Annotated in this window: 15 protein-coding genes; 12 read left to right on the top strand and 3 right to left on the bottom strand. The window is 66.4% G+C overall.

Annotated elements, in window-relative coordinates; genetic code table 11:
* The first annotated feature begins 321 nt into the window (after positions 1-321).
* The 11 genes from gabP to OH705_RS22830 all read left to right on the top strand — a co-directional run bounded on the left by gabP (position 322) and on the right by OH705_RS22830 (position 18,656).
* Positions 322-1,716 (top strand): GABA permease, encoded by a 1,395-nt coding sequence (gabP, locus tag OH705_RS22780; protein ID WP_263159371.1) that lies wholly within the window; start codon positions 322-324, stop codon positions 1,714-1,716.
* 156 nt (positions 1,717-1,872) lie between these two features.
* Entirely contained in the window at positions 1,873-2,649 is a 777-nt protein-coding gene (locus tag OH705_RS22785; RefSeq protein ID WP_038707302.1) for an efflux RND transporter periplasmic adaptor subunit, read from the top strand.
* Positions 2,646-3,965, top strand: coding sequence for an efflux RND transporter periplasmic adaptor subunit (locus tag OH705_RS22790; RefSeq protein ID WP_267303037.1), 1,320 nt, complete (start codon positions 2,646-2,648; stop codon positions 3,963-3,965). Before OH705_RS22785 ends, OH705_RS22790 begins: the two co-directional genes overlap by 4 nt.
* Positions 3,962-6,058 (top strand): HlyD family efflux transporter periplasmic adaptor subunit, encoded by a 2,097-nt coding sequence (locus OH705_RS22795; protein ID WP_267303038.1) that lies wholly within the window; start codon positions 3,962-3,964, stop codon positions 6,056-6,058. Before OH705_RS22790 ends, OH705_RS22795 begins: the two co-directional genes overlap by 4 nt.
* Before the next feature lie 76 nt (positions 6,059-6,134).
* The gene (locus OH705_RS22800; RefSeq protein ID WP_267303039.1) at positions 6,135-6,935 is read left to right on the top strand and encodes an aspartyl/asparaginyl beta-hydroxylase domain-containing protein; all 801 of its coding nucleotides are present in this window, start codon (positions 6,135-6,137) and stop codon (positions 6,933-6,935) included.
* On the top strand, positions 6,923-7,906 hold the full coding sequence (locus OH705_RS22805) for a sulfotransferase family protein (protein WP_267303040.1): 984 nt from the start codon (positions 6,923-6,925) through the stop codon (positions 7,904-7,906). Before OH705_RS22800 ends, OH705_RS22805 begins: the two co-directional genes overlap by 13 nt.
* 175 nt (positions 7,907-8,081) lie before the next feature.
* Positions 8,082-8,576, top strand: a complete 495-nt coding sequence (locus OH705_RS22810) for a GNAT family N-acetyltransferase (protein WP_023631507.1) — start codon at positions 8,082-8,084, stop codon at positions 8,574-8,576.
* A 12-nt stretch (positions 8,577-8,588) separates the two neighbouring features.
* Positions 8,589-8,897 carry a DUF6916 family protein gene (locus OH705_RS22815; protein WP_094012599.1) on the top strand — a complete coding sequence of 103 codons (309 nt, stop codon included), beginning with the start codon at positions 8,589-8,591 and terminating at the stop codon, positions 8,895-8,897.
* Between the two features lie 75 nt (positions 8,898-8,972).
* On the top strand, positions 8,973-9,563 hold the full coding sequence (locus tag OH705_RS22820; protein WP_028692046.1) for a phage tail protein: 591 nt from the start codon (positions 8,973-8,975) through the stop codon (positions 9,561-9,563).
* Between the two features lie 138 nt (positions 9,564-9,701).
* On the top strand, positions 9,702-17,096 hold the full coding sequence (locus tag OH705_RS22825; RefSeq protein ID WP_267303041.1) for an Ig-like domain-containing protein: 7,395 nt from the start codon (positions 9,702-9,704) through the stop codon (positions 17,094-17,096).
* Between the two features lie 63 nt (positions 17,097-17,159).
* A complete protein-coding gene (locus OH705_RS22830) occupies positions 17,160-18,656 on the top strand; it encodes a TolC family protein (RefSeq protein ID WP_267303042.1) in 1,497 nt (498 codons plus the stop codon).
* A 32-nt stretch (positions 18,657-18,688) separates the two neighbouring features.
* On the opposite strand, the gene cysC is transcribed toward OH705_RS22830, so the two are convergent.
* Genes cysC through OH705_RS22845 form a run of 3 tightly spaced genes read right to left on the bottom strand, consistent with a single transcriptional unit; the run spans position 18,689 to position 21,199 of the window.
* Entirely contained in the window at positions 18,689-19,264 is a 576-nt protein-coding gene (cysC, locus tag OH705_RS22835; RefSeq protein ID WP_023631771.1) for an adenylyl-sulfate kinase, read from the bottom strand.
* A gap of 56 nt (positions 19,265-19,320) precedes the next feature.
* Positions 19,321-20,337: a hypothetical protein gene (locus OH705_RS22840; protein ID WP_267303043.1), complete on the bottom strand. Its 1,017-nt coding sequence runs from the start codon at positions 20,335-20,337 to the stop codon at positions 19,321-19,323.
* Positions 20,327-21,199, bottom strand: a complete 873-nt coding sequence (locus OH705_RS22845; RefSeq protein ID WP_267303044.1) for a LysR family transcriptional regulator — start codon at positions 21,197-21,199, stop codon at positions 20,327-20,329. Before OH705_RS22845 ends, OH705_RS22840 begins: the two co-directional genes overlap by 11 nt.
* 151 nt (positions 21,200-21,350) lie before the next feature.
* Between OH705_RS22845 and OH705_RS22850 the strand changes: the two genes are divergently transcribed.
* Entirely contained in the window at positions 21,351-22,907 is a 1,557-nt protein-coding gene (locus OH705_RS22850; RefSeq protein ID WP_267303045.1) for an MFS transporter, read from the top strand.
* Positions 22,908-22,979: the final 72 nt, after the last annotated feature.

A 22,979-nucleotide genomic window follows, 5' to 3' on the forward strand; every position in this document is an offset into this window, starting at 1 on the left:
GTGGTCGTGGTGTTCGCGTTGGTGAACTTCTACCGGGATTACCTGCGTGACGGCGACTGACGCAATCAGGCATGTCCGGGGGCTTGACTGACGTGCATGGGCACGCGGTGTCGTGATCGAACAGTTGTCTGACGTTTTCGAGCATTTTGCTGGCGCCGCGCCCAGCTTAAAGTGAAGCCCGCATCCCCATGGTGCGTTGCCCCGGGCGCATGAGAAGGCCGTAACAGAGCGTGCGCAACGTACTCCGCCCTTAGCCGAGGAGACAGTTTCGCCTACGCCTGCCCGTCCCTTCCTTGTGTCAGTAAAAAGAGAACAAGACCAATGAACACCGTGGGAACTGATGGCAACCTTGCTCAAGGTTTCAAGCCACGTCACGTAACGATGCTGTCCATCGCCGGCATCATCGGCGCGGGACTTTTCGTCGGCTCCGGGCATGCCATCGCGGCTGCCGGGCCCGCCACCATTCTGTCCTATTTCGTGGCCGGTACCCTGGTGGTGCTGGTCATGCGCATGCTCGGCGAAATGGCCGTGGCCCACCCCGACACCGGCTCGTTCTCCACCTATGCCGACCAGGCCATCGGCCGTTGGGCCGGCTACACCATCGGCTGGCTGTATTGGTGGTTCTGGGTGCTGGTGATCCCCATCGAGGCGCTGGCTGCGGGGCATGTGCTCAACGCCTGGTTCCCCCAGATAGACAGCTGGATCTTCGCCCTGGCCTCGGTGCTGTTGCTGGCCTGCACCAACCTGTTCAGCGTGGCCAAGTACGGAGAGTTCGAATTCTGGTTCGCCATTCTCAAGGTCACCGCGATTCTCGGCTTCATCGGCCTGGGTTTTGCCGCACTGGCAGGCTGGTTGCCGGAGCGCGAGGTCAGCGGGTTGAGCACGCTGGTCGACGAGCATGGCGGCTTCGCCCCCAAGGGCTGGTCGGCGGTGGTCGGTGCCTTCATCACCGTGATGTTCAGTTTCATCGGCACCGAGGCGGTGACCATCGCCGCCTCCGAGTCCAGCGATCCGGCGCGAAACATCGCCAAGGCCACCCGTTCGGTGATCTGGCGCATCAGTACGTTCTATATCCTGTCAATCTTCGTGATCATCTCGGTGGTGCCCTGGAACGACCCGCAGCTGGCGGTGGTGGGCTCCTACCAGCGCGCGCTGGAAATCATGAATATCCCCAATGCCGCGCTGATGGTGGACTTTGTGGTGCTGATCGCGGTGACCAGTTGCATGAACTCGTCGATCTACATCGCCTCGCGGATGATGTACTCGCTGGCCAAGCGCGGCGATGCGCCGGCGCTGCTGAAGAACACTTCACGGGTTGGCGTGCCGCGTGCGGCGGTGTTCGGCAGCACCCTGATCGGCGCGGCCATCGCCATCCTCAACTACTTCGCGCCCAAGGGCGTGTTCGAGTTCCTGCTGGCCAGCTCCGGCGCTATCGCGCTGCTGGTGTACCTGGTAATCGCCATTTCGCAACTGCGCATGCGTGGGCGGCTGGAGCGCGAGAACGCTAACCTCAAGTTCCGCATGTGGTTGTTCCCCTGGCTGACCTGGGCGGTGATCCTGTTCATCGGCGGCGCACTGGCCGTGATGATGTTTACCGAGGAACACCGCGCCGAGGTCAGCGCGACCTTGAGCCTGGCGATCGTGATCTCGTTCCTCGGCATCATCACCACCCGAGGGCATGGGCGTCGGGCGGTGGCCGCGCGGTCGCCTGGCTGAACCTGACTCTGTAGCCTGCGCGGGTTCTGTGGGAGCGGGCTCCTAGGCCTGCTCCTTGCGCACTGTGAGCCATCTGGATCTTCATCGGCGTGATATATCCGTGCCATCATCTTTTGTCTTACACTCCTGCCATCAGCTCGCAAGGGAGTGCGCAACATGCTTCGCGGTTTCCGTCTGGCTTTGACCCTGGGTCTGTTGTACCTGCCACAGGCGTACGCCGGCGACCCTCCCGCCGACCCTTTGCTCGATGCACCCGTGGCGTCCAGCGCCGGGCAGAACCCCCGTGGTGTACTGCGGGCCCGCGACCAGGCCGTGTTGTCCAGTGAACTGGCTGGGCGCATCATCGAGATGCCCTATGCCGATGGCCAGGATTTCAAGCAGGGCAGCATCCTGGCGCGCTTCGATTGCAGCGCTTACCAAGCCCAGCTCAACGCTGCCCAGGCTGCCGTGCGTGCTGCCCGTGAAGAGCTCAACCACAACCGCCAACTGGCCGCGTTGAAGTCGGTCGGTCAGTTCGAGGTGTCGCTGGCCGAGGCCAAGCAGGCCCAGGCCCAGGCCGAGGCACAGGTGTACCAGGTGCAGGTCAGGCGCTGCGTGGTCAGCGCGCCGTTCGATGGCCGGGTGGTGCAGCGCCGGGCCCAGCCCCATGAAAGCGTCGCCAGTGGCTCGCCGCTGCTCGAGGTGGTGGACAACCGCTCGCTGGAAATCCACCTGCTGGTGCCCTCGCGGTGGCTGGGGCAGCTCAAGCAAGGCCAGCCGTTCGAGTTCGTTCCCGATGAAACCGGCAAGCCGCTGCAGGCACAGGTCAAGCGCGTCGGCGCCCGGATCGACGAGGGCAGCCAGACGTTGCTGCTGATCGGCGAACTGCCCCGTGACAGCCAGGGGCTGCTGGCCGGCATGAGCGGCACCGCCCACTTCGCCGCACAACCATGACGGCCGCCGCCACGGGTGTGGCCGAGCATGCCTTCGCACTGTTTCTCGGCCTGCAGCGCCAGGCCCGCCAGGCGGCTGGTCCCGAGCAACTGGCCTACAACATGGTCAACGATGGCCAGACACTGTTCGGTTTTCGCCATGCCGCCCTGCTGATCGCCGGCAAGGTTCGGGCACTGACCGGCATCAGTGTGGTCGAGGCCCATGCGCCGTTCGTGGCGTTTGTCGAACGTGCCGCTCACACGCTACAGGCTGCCGGCGTCGCGGCCCTGGCCGGGGCCGTGGATCCGACGATGCTGGACTCCCAGGCCCAGGCAGACTGGCGCTCGTTATCCGCCGCCCACGCATTCTGGCTGCCCTTGCTCGATCGCCAGGGCAAAGTGTTCGGCGGGCTGTGGCTGGCCCGCGACCAGGCGTTCAACCCCGCCGAGCAAGCCCTGCTCAATCAGTTGGGGGAGACTTACGCCCACGCCTGGCTGGCTTTGGGCCCGGCCAAACCCTGGCGATTGCGTTGGCCACGGCGGCGCCTGCTGGTGGCCTTGGGGTTGTCGTTGCTGGTGCTGCTGGTGCCGGTGCGCCAGTCGGTGCTGGCTCCGGCCGAGGTCGTGCCGCGGGCGGGGCGGGTGGTTGCCGCGCCGCTGGACGGTGTGATCGCTGAGTTCCTGGTCAAGCCCAATCAGACGGTCGCTGTCGGTGACCTGCTGGTGCGCTTCGACGCCACCACCCTCAAGGCCCAGGTCGATGTCGCCGAGCGCGCCCTCGGGGTCGCCGAGGCCGAGCTCAAGGCCAGCACCCAGCGTGCCTTCAGCGATGCCGAATCCAATGCCCGCCTCGACCTGCTGGCCGCCCGTGTGGAACAGAAACGCGCCGAACTCGACTACGCCCGCCAGCTCCTCGGCCGCAGCGAAATTCGCGCTGAGCGTGCGGGGATCGCGGTGTTCGCCGATGCCGAGCGCTGGACCGGCAAGCCCGTGCAGACCGGCGAGCGGCTGATGCAACTGGCCGATCCGCAGCAGGCCGAACTGCGCCTGGAACTGCCGGTGGGCGATGCCATCGCCTTGCAGCCTGGTGCCGAAGTGGCGTTGTTCCTCGACAGCGACCCGCTGCACCGCCATGGCGCCCGCCTGGAGCGCGCGGCCTACGAGGCCCAGGCCACCGCCGCCGGGCAACTGGCCTACCGGCTGGACGCCGGTTTCGACCAGGCTCCGCCGCGCATCGGCTTGCGCGGTACCGCCAAGGTGTATGGCGAGCGCGCACCGCTGGTCTACTACCTGCTGCGTCGCCCGCTGGCTGCGTTGCGTCAGGGGCTGGGGCTGTGACCCTGCCAGCGCTGCGCGCCGACCTGCAACTTTCGCCGGCGGCGGCCGGGCATGACGGCGCGCCGCAGTGGACCCTGGCCGACCCGCTGCGCGGGCGTTACTTCAAGCTGGGCGGTGGCGCCGTGCGGCTGCTGCAGCACTGGCGCCTGGGTGACCCGCAACGTGTGCTGGCTGCCGCCAATGCCGAGCCTGGCCTGGCAGTCGACGAGCAGGCATTGGAAGAGCTCTTGCTGTTTCTCGGCCAGCACGACCTGATCGGCGCCGAAGATGCCCGCCAGCGCGAAAGCTATGCGACCAAGGCCGCCGCCACCCGGCAGAGCCTGTGGACCCGTGTGCTGCACCAGTACCTGTTCTTCCGGATTCCGCTGTGGCGCCCGGATGCCTTCCTCAACCGCGCATGGCCGGTGCTTGAACGCCATGGCGGCTGGATCTTGCGCTACGCCCTGCCGTTGGTGCTGGCGTTGGGTGTGTTCCTGGTGATTCGCGACTGGTCGCGCTTCATCGCCACGTTCCCGCACCTGTTCAGCCTCGGCGGCATCCTCGCCTTTGGCGTGGCGCTGGGGTTCGCCAAGCTCTGCCATGAGTTCGGCCACGCCTTCATGGCCAAGCGAGCCGGGTGCCGAGTGCAGAGCATGGGCTTGGCGTTCATGGTGCTGTTGCCGATGTTCTACACCGATGTCAGTGATGCCTGGCGCGTCAGCGACCGCCGTGCGCGGCTGCTGATCGATGCCGGTGGGGTGTTCGCCGAGCTGCTGCTGGCGGTGCTGGCGCTGCTGGCCTGGTCGCTGCTGCCTGACGGCCCGGCGCGCACGGCGGCGTTCATGCTGGCCAGCGCCACCTGGATCACCACCTTGCTGGTCAACCTCAACCCCTTCATGCGTTTTGACGGCTACTTCCTGATCAGCGACCTGTGGCGGGTCGAGAACCTGCAGAACCGCGCCTTTGCCCTGTGTCGCTGGCGACTGCGCGAGGCGCTGTTCGGCTATGGCGAGCCGGCCCCGGAAGCCTGGTCGCCGACCATGCGCCGTCGTTTGCTGGTGTGGGGCTATGGCGCCTGGCTGTGGCGCGCGGTGCTGTTCTTCGGTATTGCCCTGGCGGTATATCACCTGTTCTTCAAGGTGCTGGGCATCTTCCTGATGCTGGTGGAGCTGGCCTGGTTCATCGGTTTGCCGGTGTACAAGGAGTTGCGGCAATGGTGGCTGCACCGTGGCCAGGCGGCGCCGGGCAAGACGCTGCGGGTGGCGGCCGCGCTGGCGTTGTTGCTGGCCGTGCTGGTGCTGCCCTGGCGTGGCGCGGTGGACGTGCCGGCGATGCTCGAGGCATCCCGCGTCAGCGCCCTGCATGCGCCGGTGGCGGCACGGGTGAAAAGCTTGCCGGTGGGCGAAGGGCAGGCGGTTCGCCAGGGCGAGCTGCTGGTGGAACTGGAGTCGCCTGACCTGACGTCGCGCCAGTCCATCGTGCGCCGCGAGATCGATATCCTGCAGCTGCTATTGCGCCGCCAGGCCGGGCGCAGCGAGACGGCGGCGGACGCCGGCGTGCTCGAGCAGCAACTGGCCGAAGCCGTGGCCGAGTACCGCGGCCTGGCCGCCCAGCGTGAGCGCCTGCAACTGCGCGCGCCCCGCGACGGTGTGCTGCGTGACCTGCCGGCCGGCCTGGCAGCGGGGCAATGGGTCAGTCCGGCACAGACCTTGGGCCGGGTGGTCGAGCCGGGGCTGCGTTTGCGCGGCTACCTGGCCGAGGCCGACCTGTGGCGGGTGGCGGCCGGCAGCGAAGGGCGCTTCATCGCCGATGACCCGGCGCGCCCGGCATTGCCGGTGCGTGTGGAGCAGGTGGATGCCACTGGCGTTGTCGTGCTGGAGCTCGAAGCGCTGGCCTCCGACCGCCATGGCCCGATAGCCGTGCGGCGTGATGGCCAGCAGCGTGCGGAGCCGGTGCAGGCCCAGTACGGCGTGCGTTTGAGCCCGTTGGGCGAAGTGCCCGATGTGGCCCAGCCGCTGCGTGGGGTGGTGGTACTGGAGGGCGCGCGCGAGTCGTTGCTGGGGGCCGCCTGGCGACGGTTGGCGGCGTTGGGGGTTCGTGAGAGTGGGTTTTAGGCGGCCTTTCCCCTCCAGGGATCCGTCGTCTTCGCCAGGAACACCGTTCAAGAGAATGCCAACGCAAGGAGCCCGCATGACCGAGACCGCTCTGCCACTGTGTTCCCGCCTTACCTTGCCCACGAACCTGTCCGCGTTGCTGCAGGCCCTGACCCGGCTGGACACTCATGCCTGGCAGGCGCATTTCAACCGGGGCTACCACGAAGGTGATTGGAGCGGTGTGGCGCTGGTCGCCGCCGAGGACGCGCCGTTGCCGCTGGCCCCAGGCACAGGCGCGCCGTCAAGCCTGGCCTGGTGGCAAGGCGAGCCGGCCTGGCAGCAAGCCCTTGCACCCTTCCAGGCATCGCTGCGCGCCGCCCGCCTGCTTCGCCTGGGGGCGGGGGCGCGGATCCACGAGCACCGTGACCCTGACCTCGGGCGCCCAGGCGGCTGCCTGCGTTTGCATATACCGCTGCTGAGCCCCCCGGGCGTGGAGTTTCTTGTGGATGGCCTGCAAGTGCCGATGCGCCCAGGCGAGTGCTGGTTCATCGACCTGTCGCGCCCCCACCGGGTCAACAACCCCGGACCCGGTGAGCGTATCCACCTGGTACTCGACTGCGCGGCCGACCCTTGGCTGCTGGCGCTGATCGACGAAGGCCTGGCGCAGACGCCGGCATTGCAACCCGGCAGGGCCGGGCAGGCATTCGAACGGTTTCGCCAGCAGGTGAGTGAGGCGCCGGCATTGGCCGCGCAACTACAGGCGTTGGAGGATCCTCGGGCCTTCGTGGCCGAGGCGGTGCGCCTTGGTGCCGAGCTAGGGCTGGCGTTTTCCGAGGCAGAGGTCCTGGGCGCGATGCGCCGGGGCAAGCAGGCATGGAGCGATCAATGGCGAGTGTGAATACCCCGATGGATTTTCACGGCTGGCTGCCCATCCGCCTCTGGCAAGGCGACGCCGGATGGCGGGTGGACTGGTGCTGGTTCGGCGAACAGCGCCTGACCCGCCCGTTTTTCCGCGATGACGTCGACCAGGCGTTACGCCTGCCGTTCAACCAGGCTATGCGCCGCGACACCGATGTCTCGGCTTTGCTCGATTGGCACGCCCGTAGCCCGGGGCTGACGCCCTCGGCCTTGGTGTTTCACGCTTCACGCTGTGGTTCGACGCTGATCGCCCAATTGCTGGCCAGCCAAGCGCGAAATATCGTGCTGTCCGAGCCGCCGCCGTTGGACAACCTGTTGCGTGCCGCGCGCCAGGACCCGTCCGCCGCCGCCTGGCAGGCCGATGCATTGCGGGTGCTTTGCTCGGCCTACGGTCAGCGTCGTCGGGGCGACGAGCGCCAGTTGCTGATCAAGCTCGATGCCTGGAACATCTTCGACGCATCATTGCTGACGGCGCTGTATCCCGACGTGCCTCGGGTGTTTCTCTATCGTGACCCGCTGGAAATCGTCGTCTCGCAACTGCGTCAGGCGGGCATGCACCGGGTGCCGGGGCTACTCGGCGCTTCGGGCCTGGACAACTTGCTGTCCGCCCCCCAAGCCATGGACACGGTGGAATACACCTGCCGGATGATTGGCGAAATCCTCACGGCTGGCCTAGCGTTGTGCGAACGCCACGGTGCCATCGCGGTGAACTACAGCGAATTGCCCGACGCCGTCTGGGGACGCCTTGGGTCGCTGTTTGGCATCCAGCCAGGTGAAGTGGCGGACCTGCGAGCCGTCGCGGCCTTCGACGCCAAGCAGCCGGCCATGAACTTCAGCGCCGACAGCCAGCGCAAGCGCGAGGAGGCCGACGACGAAATACGGGCTGCGGTCATCCGTTGGGCCCAGGCGCCTTACAACGCGTTGGAATCCATACGGTTGCGAAACGTCTAGGAAATGGCGTCAAACTACCTCGAACGGGTGTTTGAGAAAAAAGTTGAAAAGACCCTGTTCGGGTAGTGGCTATTTGCCTTGCTCTTCGGCTACGCTGCTGCAGATTGTGTAGGACAATTCACTTGGATGTGCGCCCCTCACCATGGGGTAACCTTATGCAGGGAAGCCATACCCGATGTCCATTTCCGAGGTGAGCCTCCGTCCCATCGTGGACGTCGACCGGGCGTTCCTGCGCACCCTCTACGGCACCACTCGTGCCGCCGAAATGGCCCTGCTGCCGTGGCCCCAGGCCGCCATCGATGTGTTCCTCGACCAGCAGTTCCAAGCCCAGCACGACTATTACCAAGCCCAGTTCGCCGACGCCGACTTCTTCATCATCGAAGTGGCGGGCGAGCCCATTGGCCGCGTCTACCTGCACTGGACCGACAGCCACGTGCAGTTCATCGACATGGCCCTGCTGCCCGCCTGGTGCGGGCGCGGCATCGGCAGCCGGTTACTCGGGCAGTGGCTGGCACACGCCGATGCCGACGGCCTCAGCGCCGGCCTGCATGTCACCCCTCATAACCCGGCCTTGCGGCTTTACCAGCGCTGCGGGTTCGAGGTGGTCGGCGAGACCGGCCTGTCCCTGAAGATGCGCCGAGCGGCGCTCACCACTGCCATACGCGCCTGAAGGACCAGCCCCATGCATGCCATGCCCACGTTCGACGCACTGCAACAGGCCACCGGCAGCCACTTCCAGCTGTGGATCAGCGACGAACAGGCGCTCCAGGCGCAACTGCTGGCCGTGACCGAAGGACCGGCCATGTCGCCGCGTCACCAGCGTTATGCGGCGGAATTCGCCCTGCCGGCCGGCACCGAGCTGCCGCAGGCGGTGTTCCGCCTGTCGCCGCCAGGCGAGCAAGGTTGGCTGCTGTTGATGACCCCGGTGAGCCCCGATGACGATGGGCGCCCGGTGCTGGAAGCGATTTTTCACGTAGACCGGCCGCTCTGAGGGCGTCCGCCACACGCGTCATGTCCGGCGGGCCATGGGGCCCGTCTTCGCAGTGTTGTCATAGGAGAGCAGCAAATGAGTGAGCCGTTCCTCGGTCAGATCACCTTGTTCGCAGGCAACTTCGCCCCTCGGGGCTGGGCCTTCTGCCAAGGTCAGCTTCTGAGCATCGCCCAGAACACCGCGTTGTTCTCGATTCTCGGGACGACCTACGGTGGCAATGGCCAGACCACTTTCGCACTGCCTGACCTGCGTGGCCGGGCGCCTATCCAGCAAGGGACGGGGCCGGGGTTGCCGAATGTCGTGCTAGGGGAGGTGGCAGGTGCCCCAACGGCCAGCCTGACGTCACTGAACATGGCCTCGCAACCCGTGATCATCCCGGCCAGCACGGTGTCGGTCGCCATCCCCGCAGCGGAAGGCGATGCTGACCTGCCCGCACCTTCGACCAGTGGCGTGCTGGCCAAGCCCAAGGACACCACGGGCTCCGGTGCTGCGATCGACATCTATGCCTCGACCGCCAGCGACACGACGCTCAAACCGTTCAACCTCACCATTCCGGCCAGCACCGGTGCGACCACGGGGCAAAGCCAGCCCTTCTCGATCCGAAACCCCTACCTGGGTATCAACTTCATCATTGCAGTGGAAGGGCTGTTCCCGTCCCGCAACTGAGGCCGGATAGGCAACAAGCAGGGCTGCGGGGCGCACATCGGCGCCCCGTCGTCCGTTCAGGATTTTCCAACAAGGACAGGCCGTCCTCACCCGCAAGGGCGGCACGCACAACCAGCCCCAGGGCTGAGCGAGGGCATCATGGCATTCTGGAAACGCGGCAAGGACACCCACACACCCAACGTTTCCACGAGCCGCCCGAGCCTCATCCAGGCCCTGGAGCCGCGCATGATGTTCGACGCCTCGGTGGGCGTGGTCGCCGACCAGGGCGCCCAGGCGGTCGAAGCAGTCGCAGCCGCCAGCGTGGCCAAGGACACCAGCGCCGCGAGCGATGCGGCCAGCACCCGCGACAGCGCCACCCACGAGCCCGTCCACGAGGCGGCGCCCGCCACCGCGCCGGTCACGGCAGCTTCGGGCAACCACGAAGTAGTATTCGTCGACTCCGCCGTCAGCGACTACCAGAAGCTCATTGCCGGCCTGCCCGCCGGGGTCGAAGTGGTGGTGCTGGAGAACGGCAAGGATGGTTTCAAGCAGATCGCCGATTACCTCGATGGCCGCAACGACGTGACCTCGATCGATATCATCAGCCACGGTGACAAGGGCTATGTCTACCTGGCCGGCAACGCCATCTGGGCCAACCAGCTGGCCAGCCACGGCGCGGACCTTGCGCGTATTGGCAACAGCCTGGCGCCGGGCGGTGACATCCGGTTCTTTGCCTGCAACACCGGGGCCGGCAGCGACGGCCAGCTGTTCGTCAACGAGGTGGCGCGGCTCAGCGGTGCGGATGTAGGCGCTTCGTCCGACGCCACCGGTAACCGCGCCGGCGAGGACTGGGCGCTGGAGACCGTCTCCGGGGTGGTTGCCACGGACGTCGGCGTGCAGCGTGGCAACCTGTCGGCTTTCAACACTTCGCTTGCGACCATCACCGTCACCACCACCGATGCGTCGGCCATCACCAACGATGGCCAGGTGTCCCTGGCCGAGGCCATCCAGGCCGCGAACACCGACACCTCGGTGGACGGCTCGGCCGCAGGCAGCGGCAGCGACATCATCGTGTTCCACCAGAACCTGAAAGGGCAGACCATCCGCTGGTCCTCGGCCACGGCACTGGCGGTGACCAGCAACATCACTATCAACGGTGATGTCGACGGCGACGGCAAGGGCGACATCATCTTGAGCGGTGACGTCAACAACAACGGTACCCGCGATACCCTCGAAGCCTCGGGCCTGCAAAGCAACGGCGGGGGCGTGCTGACCGTGCGCAACCTGGATTTCCGCCATTTCTCCAGCAACATTGCTGGCGGCGCGATCCGCGCCAACGGCGGCTCGATCACCGTCGAGGACTCCAACTTCGAGAGCAACGCCGGCACGGTGATCAACTCGGCGACCACCGCAGGATCCACCGTGGTGGTGCGCAACACCACGATCCACGACAACAGCGCCAGCATTGTCGGCGGCACCGCCATGTCGACGCTCGTGCGCCTGGGCGGCGCCAACAACCACGTGCTGGAAAACGTCGCCATCTACAACAACACCGGCACCTACGGCGCCACCGGCACGGTGGCGGCCGGCTCGATCATCGTGCTGAGCAACAGCGGCGGCACGGTGCGCATCACCAACAGCACCATCGCCAACAACGTGTTCCTCAACACCAGTACCGGTAGCATCACCTCGGGCGGCCTCGGCTGGGTCAGCGGCCAGGCCGGCACGGTGACGGTGCAGAACAGCATTTTCACCGGCAATACCGTGAACGGCACCCAGCTCGATGCGGCCACCAATGGTGGCGTTGGCGGCGGCTACACCAGCACCACCAACTTGATCGGTACCGCGGTCAACTTCGTCAACACCGCCACCGGTGACTACCGCTTGGCCAGCACCGCCAGCAACGCCATCGACCAGGGCACCCTCGCCGGCGCACCGCTCACCGACCTGCGCGGCTTCGACCGGCCCCGTGGCGGTGGCGTTGATATCGGCGCCTACGAGGTGCTGTATTCGGCGCCGCCGGTGGTCGACCTGGACACCGGCACCGGCGGCAACGACAGCACGGTCAACTTCGCCGGCACGCCGGTGGCCATCGTGCCGAATATCAGCCTCACTCAGACCGACGGCGACACCCAGGTCAGCGGCGCGACCTTGACCCTCGGTGGCGTGCTCGACGGCGGCAACGAAACCCTGTCGCTCAGCGCCGGGCAGATCGCCACCGCGGCCAGCTACGGCATCACCATCAGCGGCTCCGGCACCACGGTGCTGTCGCTCAGCGGTGTGGCCACCCTGGCCCAGTACCGCTCGATCCTCGCCGTGGTGGCCTACGGCAACAGCACCGGGGCATACACCAGCGGCACCCGCAGCGTGACGGTCAGCGTCAATGACGACATGGGCAGCACCACCCGCACCGCTTCGGTGGTGGTCCAGCCACTCAACGCCGCGCCGGTGATCGCCAACCTCAACGGCGACAGCCAGACCTTCACCCAAGGCGCTGGCTCGGTGCTGCTCGACAGCGGCGGCAATGCCACCGTTACCGACAGCGACTCGGCCGACTTCTCCGGCGGCAACCTGACCGTGGCGGTGAGCGCCAACGGCGTAGCCGGCGAAGATGTGCTGGGCATTCGCAACCAGGGCAATGGCGTCGGGCAGATCGGCGTCAGCGGCAACACGGTCAGCTACGGTGGCGTGGCCATCGGCACCTACACCGGAGGCACGGGGGGCGCAAACCTGGTGCTGACATTCAACGGCAATGCCACGGCGGCGGCGGTCCAGGCGGTGGTGCGCAACCTCACCTACGACAACAGCAATGCCGCCAACAGCATCGGCCAGGCCACCCGTACCCTGTCGGTCACCATCAACGATGGCGACGGTGCCACTTCCAGCGCGGCGTCGGTCACGGTGGCCATACACGAGACGGTTCCGCCAACCGCCACCATCAGCCTCAGCGACACGGCCCTGAAAGTGGGTGAGACGGCGACGGTGACCATCACCTTCAGCGAGGTGGTGAGCGGCTTCACCAATGCCGACCTGACGGTGACCAACGGCACCCTGAGCGCGGTGGCCAGCAGCGATGGCGGCAAGACCTGGACCGCCACCTTCACCCCGACCAGCAACATCACCAGCGCCAGCAACGTCATCACCCTGAACAACGCCGGCGTCACCGACCTGGCCGGCAACGCTGGTGCTGGCACCACCAGTTCGGCCAACTACAGCATCGACACCCAGCGCCCGACGGCGACCATCGTGGTGGCCGACAGCAACCTGAGCATCGGTGAAACGTCGCAGGTGACCATCACGTTCAGCGAGGCCGTGACCGGCTTCACCAATGCTGACCTGACGGTGGCCAACGGCACCCTGAGCGCCGTGTCCAGCAGTGATGGCGGGATCACCTGGACCGCGACGCTAACCCCGAACAGCGCCATCAGCGACGCGACCAACCTCATTACCCTGGACAACACCGGGGTGAGCGATGCCGCTGGCAACGCCGGCAGCGGCACCACCAACTCGAACAACTATGCCATCGACACCCAGCGCCCGACGGCGACCATCGTGGTGGCCGACAGCAGCCTGAGCATCGGTGAAACGTCGCAGGTGACCATCACCTTCAGCGAGGCCGTGACCGGTTTCACCAATGCCGACCTGACGGTGGCCAACGGCACCCTGAGCGCTGTCTCCAGCAGCGACGGCGGGATCACCTGGACCGCGACGTTCACTCCGAGCAGCGCCATCAGCGACGCGACCAACCTCATCACCCTGGACAACACCGGGGTGAGCGATGCCGCCGGCAACGCCGGCAGCGGCACCACCAACTCGAACAACTATGCCATCGACACCGTGCGCCCGACCGCGACCATCGTGGTGGCCAACCCCACCCTGGCCATCGGCCAGACGTCGCTGGTGACCTTCACCTTCAGCGAGGCAGTAGTTGGCTTCAGCAATGCCGACGTGACCGTGGCCAACGGCAATTTGAGCGCGGTGTCCAGCAGCGACGGCGGGATCACCTGGACGGCCACCTTCACCCCGTCGAGCAATATCACCGACACCAGCAACCTCATCACCCTGGATAACAGCGGGGTGGCCGACCTGGCCGGCAACGCCGGTAGCGGCAGCACCGACTCGAACAACTACACCATCGACACCCAGCGGCCGACGGCCACCATCGTGGTCGCCGACAACAATCTCACCGTCGGCGAGACCACCACGGTGACCATTACCTTCAGCGAGGCGGTCACTGGCTTCACCCTGGCCGATCTGACGGCGCCGAATGGCAACTTGAGCGGGCTTTCCAGCAGTGACGGCGGCATCACCTGGACGGCGACCTTCACCCCTTCGGTGAACGTGCAGGACGCCACCAACGTGATCGCCCTGAGCAACAGCGGGGTGGCCGACCTGGCCGGCAACGCCGGCAGCGGTACCACCAACTCCAACAACTACGGCGTCAGCACCTTGCAACCCACGGCCACTGTGGTGGTAAGCGATGCGGCGCTGCGTATCGGTGAAACCTCGCTGGTGACCATCACGTTCAGCGAGGCGGTGAGCGGTTTCACCAATGCCGACCTGACGGTGGCCAATGGCACCCTGAGCGCGGTGTCCAGCGCCGACGGCGGCATCACCTGGACCGCCACCTTCACGCCAACCAGCAATATCCAGGATGCGAGCAACCTGATCACCCTAGATAACAGTGGCGTGGTCGGGACGAGCAGCGGTAACGCCGGCTCCGGCACCACCGACTCGAACAACTACGCCATCGACACCCAGCGTCCGACCGCAACCATCGTGGTGGCCGACAGCAGCCTCGCGATTGGCGAGACGTCGCTGGTGACCATCACCTTCAGCGAGGCGGTTAGCGGCTTCACCACCGCCGACCTGACCGTGGCCAACGGCACCCTGAGCGGACTGAGCAGCAACGACGGCGGTATCACCTGGACTGCGACCCTGACGCCGACCGCCGGCATTACCGACACCTCCAACCTGATCACCCTGGACAACAGCGGGGTGACGGACACCGCTGGCAACGCCGGTTCCGGCAGCACCGACTCGAACAACTACGCCATCGACAGCCAGCGCCCGACCGCCACCATCGTCATGGCCGACAGCGATCTGCGTGTCGGTGAAACCTCGTTGGTGACCATCACGTTCAGCGAGGCGGTAACCGGCTTCAGCAACGCCGACCTGACCGTGGCCAACGGCACCTTGAGCGCGCTCTCCAGCGCCGACGGCGGTATCACCTGGACCGCCATCTTCACGCCAAGCACCGGTGTGCAGGACGGCACCAACCTGATCGTACTGAACAACACCGGCTACACCGACCTGGCCGGCAACAGCGGAGTCGGCACTACCTCATCGGCCAACTACACGGTCAACACCGTCGTCCCCACCGCCACTGTCGTGGTTGCCGACACGGCCCTGCGCACGGGCGAGTCGAGCCTGGTGACGATCACCTTCAGCGAGGCGGTCAGTGGCTTCACCCTGGCCGACCTGACGGTGGCCAATGGCACCCTCAGCGGGTTGAGCAGCAGCGACGGCGGCATCACCTGGACCGCGACCCTGACACCTGGCAGTCAGGTTGAGGACACCAGTAACCTGATCACCCTGGACAACAGCGGTGTGGTCGGGGTGTCTTCCGGCAACGCCGGGGTGGGCAGTACCGACTCCAACAACTATGTCATCGATACCCGCGTTCCCAGCGTGACCAGCGTCGGTGGCCCGGCGGGGGTTTCCTACAACGCCGGCGACTCGCTGGTGTTCGTGGTCAACACCAGCGAAGCGGTCCAGGTCACGGGGGCGCCGCGCCTGGCTCTGGATATCGGCGGGCACGCGGTGTTTGCCGAACTGGTGGCGGGCGCCGGCACCTCGACCCTGGTGTTCCAGTACGTCGTCCAGGCCGGTGACAACGACGCTGACGGCATCACCGTGACTGGCCTTGCCGCCAATGGCGCGACCCTTGTCGACGCCGCGGGCAACGCCATGGACCTGACCCTGAATGGCGTGGCCGATACCCACCAGGTGTTGGTCGATACCCAGGCGCCGAGCGCGGTCGGCATCGTCACCCTCGACCCGTCGCCGAGCAACGCCCAGAGCGTGCGCTTCACCGTGACCTTCAACGAGCAGGTCAATGGCGTCGACCTCAGCGATTTCAGCCTGGTCGGCACCGGCTCGGCCGGCGGTGCGCTCAGCGGCCTGCAAGCGCTGGGCGGGGGAGTCTATGTGATCACCGTCAGTGGCGTGCACGGCACCGGCACCCTGGGCCTGAACCTCAATGGCAGTGCCACGGGTATCACTGATGTGGCCGGTAACGCACTGGTCGGTGGCCTGACCGGCGCCACATACAACATCGACCGCGACGCCCCCACGGTGAGCAGTGTCGGCGTGCCGGTCGGCGTCCCCTATAACACGGGCGATGTGCTCACCTTCGTGGTCAACACCAGCGAAGCGGTGCTGGTCGACGGTGTGCCGCGGCTTGCCCTGGATGTCGGCGGGCGCACGGTTTACGCCGATTTCGTGGCCGGTTCAGGCACGCCGACGCTGGTGTTCCAGTACCAGATCCAGGCCGGCGACAACGATGCCGACGGCATCCAGGTGCTCGGCCTGTCGGCCAATGGCGCGAGTCTGCACGATGCGGCCGGCAACCAACTGACACCGGGGCTGAACAATATTGGCGATACCCATGGGGTCATCGTCGACGGCACGCCACCCAGCGTGGTCTCGATCGTGGCGAATCCGTCGCCGACGCCGGGCAGCCAGTCCTTTATCGTGACCTTCAGCGAGGATGTCAGCGGTGTGGACTTGGGCGACTTCGAACTGCTGACCAGCGGCAACGCCAGCGGCACGCTGCAGTCGCTGGTACGCCTCGACGGTCATACCTGGCAGGTCAATGTCGCAGGGGTAGCGGGTAGTGGTGGCCTGGCCCTTGGGCTCAAGGCCAGTGGCACCGGCATTCGCGATGGTGCAGGCAACGACCTGGTCGGCGGCTTCGCCGGCCAACGCGTGACATTGCAGTCTACCGACGGTGATCCGGAATTCCGCGCCTATCCACCGGCGCGCCCGGGCCAGGCCAGCCCAGGCACGCCAGTGGTGATAGCACCGTTGCCGGCAACGGCACCGTTCCAGTCGCCGCTGCTGCCACTGCCGTTGTTCGAAGTGCCGACAGTGGGCGGCGGTCTGCCGACCTTGGGCAATCTGTTCATCCAGAACGGTGCGCTGGCGCCCAGCTACCTGGCCCAGGTATTCGCCGGCCAGCACGCCGACAGCGCTATCGGCAACGGTTCGGGGGCCGGTTTCCTCGGCTTTGGTGGCGGTGACGCCAATGTCTTCGGGGCCAGCAGCCTGGCCAACATCTTCGACAAGACGCTGCCGGATGACGGTGGCCAGTATGAACTGAGCGGTGGCAAGCCATTCCGCCAGGGGGCAGAGGCGGGGGCGGGCAAGGGCCTGACCGGGGCACCGACCCTCGGGCAGCAGTTGCAGGCCTTCCGGGAGGGGGAGCAACACCAGGCCAGGCAACTGGCGCAGGCGTTGGGGCAGGTCGAGGTACCCGTGCCGCAGGCCTGAGCCTGCGCACGCGAGCAATCCAATTAGAAGAAAAGCAGTGCCGTACCAAGGGGGCGGACAGGGATGAGCAGAGCATCGAGGATTTTTGCGGTAAGCGTACTGGCACTGGCGGTAACAGGGTGCGCGGTCAAGACCCAGCCCATCGACCGCAGCGTCAGCGAGCAGCGGGCGCGGGCTGACCTTGCCAGCATGTTCAAGGGCCAGGAGGCCTTGCACGGGCCGCTGACCCTGCACCAGGCCATGGCCCGTGCGGTCAAGTACAACCTGGAGGCACGCCTCAAGATCATGGAGGAAGCCCTGGCCCAGCGCCAGGTCGACCTGGCCACCTTCGACATGCTGCCGCGCATGGCCCTGTCTGCCGGTTACGCCGGGCGCAGCAACGTCAGCGCATCCAGCAGCCAGAGCGTACTGACCAATACCCAGTCCCTGGAGCCATCGACCTCCCAGGACCGCGACCGCGACGTGGCCGACCTGACCATGGTGTGGAACGTGCTCGACTTCGGTGTCAGCTATGTCAGCGCCAAGCAACAGGGCGATCAGCGCCTGATCGTCCAGGAACGCCGGCGCAAGGTGGTGCAGACCATCATCCAGGACGTGCGCTCGGCCTACTGGCGTGCGGTCGCCGCCGAGCGCCTGCTCAAGCAGATCGACGCGCTGATGGTGCGGGTCGAGCAGGCCCGGGACAACAGCCAGCGCATGGGTGACCAGCGCATCGGCGACCCGATCCAGGCGCTCAACTACCAGCGCTCGTTGATCGAGGCCACCCGCCAGTTGGAGGAACAGCGTCGCGCGCTGTCGCTGGCCAAGACTGAACTGGGGGCGCTGATCAACCTGCCGCCGGGTAGCGAGCTGACCCTCGCCGCCACCGATGACTACAGTGTACCGGAGCTCAAGGTAGGCCTCGAAGCGCTGGAGCAGCAGGCCCTGGCCACGCGCCCCGAATTGCGCGAGCAGGACTACCAGGCCCGCATCAGCGCCGCCGAGGTACGCAAGTCGATGCTGCGCATGCTGCCGGGGCTGGAGTTCTCGGCGGGCGGGCACTACGACAGCAACAGCTTCCTGACCAACCAGCACTGGGCCGATTATGGCGTCAAGGTCACCTGGAACCTGTTCAACGTGCTATCGGGGCCGGCGTCCATCGATGTGGCCAAGGCCGGCGAGCAGGTGGTCGAGGCGCGTCGCCAGGCGATGTCGATGGCCATCCTGGCCCAGCTCTACGTGGCCAATGCCAATTACAACGAAGCTCGCCGCCAGTTCGCCACCAGTCAGCAACTGGTCGCCCTTGACCAGCAGATCGTCGAGCAACTGCGCAATCGCCACCAGGCGCAGGGCATTGGCGAGCTGGAGCTGATCCAGGGGGAACTGAATGCGCTGCAGGCCGACCTGCGCCGCGACTTGGCCTATGCCGAACTGCGCAACAGCTATGGCCAGGTGTTCGCCAGCGCCGGGCTCGACCCGCTGCCGCAGACCCTGCCGTCCGGCGAGCTCGCCGACATTGCCCAAGCCCTGGGCAACAACGAGGCACGCTGGCAGAGTGGCGATATCGCCCCGGGCAGTTGAGCGCAACCAGCAGGCGCGGGGTCAGCCCGCGCCTACTGCGCTTGGTGCAGTACCCGCTGCTGTACGTACGCCAGCAGTTGCGCCGTGGCTATCGCCAGCGGCACTTTTGCCGTCTCCACCACCAGCTCCGGTCGCTCCGGCACTTCGTAGGGCGCATCGATCCCGGTGAAGGCCGGCAGCTCTCCCGCTCGGGCGCGGCGATACAGGCCCTTGGGGTCGCGGGCCTCGCAAGTGGCCAGATCAGCCTTGACGTGCACTTCGTGGAAGCCCGCCTTGCAGGCCTGGCGCGCGGTGGCGCGTCCGGCGCGATAGGGCGAGATCAACGCGGCAATGCAGATCAGCCCGGCATCGGCAAACAGCGCCGCCACCTCGGCTGTGCGGCGGATGTTTTCGTGGCGATCCTCGGGCGAGAAACCCAAGTCGGCATTCAGCCCTGTGCGCAGTACATCACCGTCGAGCACGTAGCAGCCATGTCCCAGCTCATGGAGCTCTCGGGCCAGGGCCTGGGCCAGTGTCGACTTTCCCGCACCTGAGAGTCCGGTAAGCCAGATGACCGCGCCAGCTCGGGCACGTGCCGGTGGATGTTCATCGCTTCCTGCGTGATGCACCTTGGACGTCTCCGAAAGGGGGAGGGCCCGAGTGTACTGCGCGGCGTGGTGGAATGTCAGTGGCCGGGGAAAAGCAGCTGGGCAACGCCTGGATCGCTCAGCAGGCGGGCGGGGTCATGGCCGACGCCCGGCAGTACGTACTGACGATGCGCGAGCGCAATCGACCAGCGCTGGGCCAGGAAAGCCTCGTAGCGCAGGTAGTTGAGTTGCCGCTCGACCCGGTCACTGCCCTGGGCCTGGGCTGCACAGCTGCGGTCCATGATCCGGCTGTGGGGGTGGCGGTCGCGCTCGCCGACCAGGTAGGTCACGTCGCGTGCGGCGTAGCGGCCCAGCACCTGGCGGGCATCGAGATGCTGCTTGACGAAGTAGTCCGGTGCGCCTGGCAGGCCATAGCGGTAACGGTCGTAGTCGGCGCACTGCGCGGCAGGTAAAGGGTCGAAGCCTTCGCCAAGGGGGCGGTTGGCATCCAGGTACAGATAGGTGGAGGGGCTGGCGACAATGTAGCGCACATGGATGCCAGGGGCTCGCAGCTCCTGGTCGCCCGTGCCGAGCAGCGTGTAGCGCTGCAACAGTTGGCCACCGGCGGAATGGCCGATCAAGGTGATGTCTTCAAGGTGTGGAAATCGATGACGATCGGCAAGGTAGGCGAGAAGGTCGTCGAGCACGGCAAATGCCGAGATGCCGGAACGTCCGGCCACGGACTCGTGGCCCTGCAACCATTGGCTTTTCACCCACAAGGGCGGAGTGGGCGTTGCCTGGGGATCGTCTTCGCTGAAGAAGCGGGGGGCCAGCAGCAGTGTGTCGTCCTGGGTGAGTCCCGCATTGCCGAGCAGGGTCAGGCCGCTGCGATAGTAGTGGTCGGCATCACGGTGCACGCCATGGAGCACGATCACTGCATGTTGGACTGGCAGGCGGGTGTCGAGCCTGGCATTGGCATAGGTGAAGAAAGGGTAGGGCACAGGCTTGCCCAGCGTCATCGTCTGCATGGTGTCGCCGGCCCACGCGGGCCAGGCCAGGCAGGCGAGCAACACCAGCAGTGCCCGATAGCCGGCACGTAGGTGATCATTCGGCACCTTGGCGCACTCCTTCTATATAGCGCAGCACCGCGGGCGACTTTTCGAAGCGGCGGTGCACCAGGCTCAGCCATGAACTTGCCTGGGCGTCGGCGATGGGCCGGTAGTTGACCTGGGGCAAACTGATGCGCTGGACCACCGACGCCGGTACCACGGCCACGCCCTGGTCCAGTGACACCAGGGTGAGCACCGCCACCAGGCTGCCCGGTTGCGGCCCCAGGCGCGGGGTGAAACTGCCCTGGCTGGCAATTGCCAGGGTGCCGGAAATCTGCTCGGGCAAGATGAAGGTTTCGTCGACCAGGCGTGAGGCCGGGATGGTCTTCAGTTCGTTGAGGCGCGAGCTGGCCGGCAGGGCCAGGACGAAACCTTCCTGATGCAGGGCGATGGCGTTCAGGGTCTGCGACAGCTCCATCGGCGAGCGCAAGTAGGCGAGGTCGAGTTGGCCCTCCTCGACAAGCGAGGGGAGCTCGAGCATGGGCACTTCGCGAATGTTCAGCTGTATGCCGGGACAGGCCTGGGCAAACCGACTGACCTGTTGCTGCAGGGTACCGGAGTAAGCCGCCGAGGCAACGTACCCGAGCTCGATCCGCCCACTGTCGCCGCGACCGGCACGCTGCGCACCCAACTGCGCGGCGTCGAACTGCTGCACCGCCTGTTCGGCCTCGGTGAGCAAGGCTTGGCCGGCGGCGGTGAGGCTTACCTCGCGCTGGCTGCGTTCGAACAGCCGCACGCCCAGCTCACGTTCCATGTCCTGGATCTGCCGGCTCAGGGTCGGCGGGGCGATGCCCAGTTGCTCGGCGGCGCGAGTGAAGTGGCCGTGGCGGGCGACGGCAAGGAAGTAGCGGAAGTGACGTATCTCCATGGGGCCTCGTTAGCCAGGCGCTAATGACGCGGGACGTGCTGGCTAACAAGCCGGGCGCCCGGCGGCGTTATGGTTGAGGCAACACTACAAGGCTGGCGTCGTGGCGGTAAAGCGGCGACGACCTGCCTGCTCTCTATAATGGAGCCTTGCCATGCCTGCAGCCGCCTCACCACGCTTCACCCTGTTCACCGCCTCGGCTGTTTGCGCCGTGATCATCCTCGACACCAACATCGTCGCGGTCAGCCTGCCCAGCATTGCCCGCGATCTGTCCGGCTCGTTCAGCGACATCGAATGGGTGGTCAGTGCGTACTTGCTGGCGTTCGCTGCCTGCCTGCTACCCGCTGGCAGCCTGGCCGACCGCTTCGGCAGGCGGAGCATGCTGCTGCTCGGCCTGGCGCTGTTCGGCGCTGCCTCGCTGGCATGCGGCGCCGCGCCGAGCCTGTTGTTCCTTGATCTGGCCCGCGCAGCCAAGGGCATCGGTGCCGCGTTGTTGCTGACTGCCGCGCTGGCCGCCATCGGCCACCGTTTCCATGCGCCGCAGGAACGCATGCGGGCCTGGGCCTTCTGGGGCGCCTGCATGGGCGCGACCATCACCTTCGCGCCGCTGCTCGGTGGGCTGATCGCCAGTACCTTGGGCTGGCGCTGGATCTTCTATATCAACCTGCCGCTGGTGATCGTGCTGGCGTTCATGGTCGTACGCAGTATCGAGGAGTCCCGCGACGGTTCGGCGGCGCGGTTCGATCCACTGGGCAGCCTGACTTTCGCCGGTGGCCTGGGCTACCTGATCTGGGCCTTGATCGACGCCAATCGGGTCGGTTGGGACAGCGCCCCCACGTTGGGGCGTCTGCTGATCGCCGCGTTCCTGCTTGGCCTGTTCGTGATGGTCGAGCGCAGCCAGGCGCGGCCGATGGTCGACCTCGGCCTGATGCGCAGCGGGCGCTTCATCGGTGCCTTGCTGGGGATGTTCGCCTATGCCGCCTGTGCGCAGGTGATGATGACTTTGCTGCCGTTGTACCTGCAGGGCGGTTTGCAGCTCTCGGCCTTGGCCGCGGGCGCGGGCATGCTGCCGTTCGCCGTGGCCATGCTGCTCACGCCTCGGCTGGGCATGCGCATGGCTGCGCACCTGTCGCCGGCCCAGGTATTCGCATTGGGGTTGGTCCTGGTCGGGGTGGGCAACCTGGCCTGCGCCTGGGCCACCGGCCAGGGTAGCTATGCCGCGTTCGCCCTGGCCAGTGTCGTGCTGGGTGCCGGAGCCGGGCTGCTCAATGGCGATACGCAGAAGAACATCATGGCCTGCGTACCGCGTGAGCGCACCGGTATGGCTTCGGGGCTGAGCACCACCACGCGCTTTGGGGCCATCGTCCTTGGCATAGGCATTCTCGGCGGCATCCTTGCGGCGCGCAGTGGGCAACTGCTGCGCGATGCCCTGGCGATCCAGGCACCCGAGGCGCTGGGTGTGGCGGGGGAGATGGCCACGCGGGTGGCGGCGGGCGATCTGCAGGCTGCGTTGGCGTTGCTTGACCCAAGGCTGAGAGAGGTGGCGGCACCACTGGCGCGCCAGGCGCTCATCGGCAGCTTCGAGGCGGTGCTGTGCAGTGCCGGTGTCGCGGCGCTGATCTTTGCGCTGCTGGTGGGGGTACTGCTGAACAAGCCCTTGCCGATCGGGCAGGCTCTTCATCAGCCTGAACCGGACATTGCAAATATATGAAATTAACGGTTGACGGGCTTTCAGATCCCCTTATAATGCGCCCCACTTCCAGCGACATCGGAACGAAAAACT

The organism is Pseudomonas sp. BJa3 (assembly GCF_026343815.1).
GTDB lineage: Bacteria > Pseudomonadota > Gammaproteobacteria > Pseudomonadales > Pseudomonadaceae > Aquipseudomonas > Aquipseudomonas soli.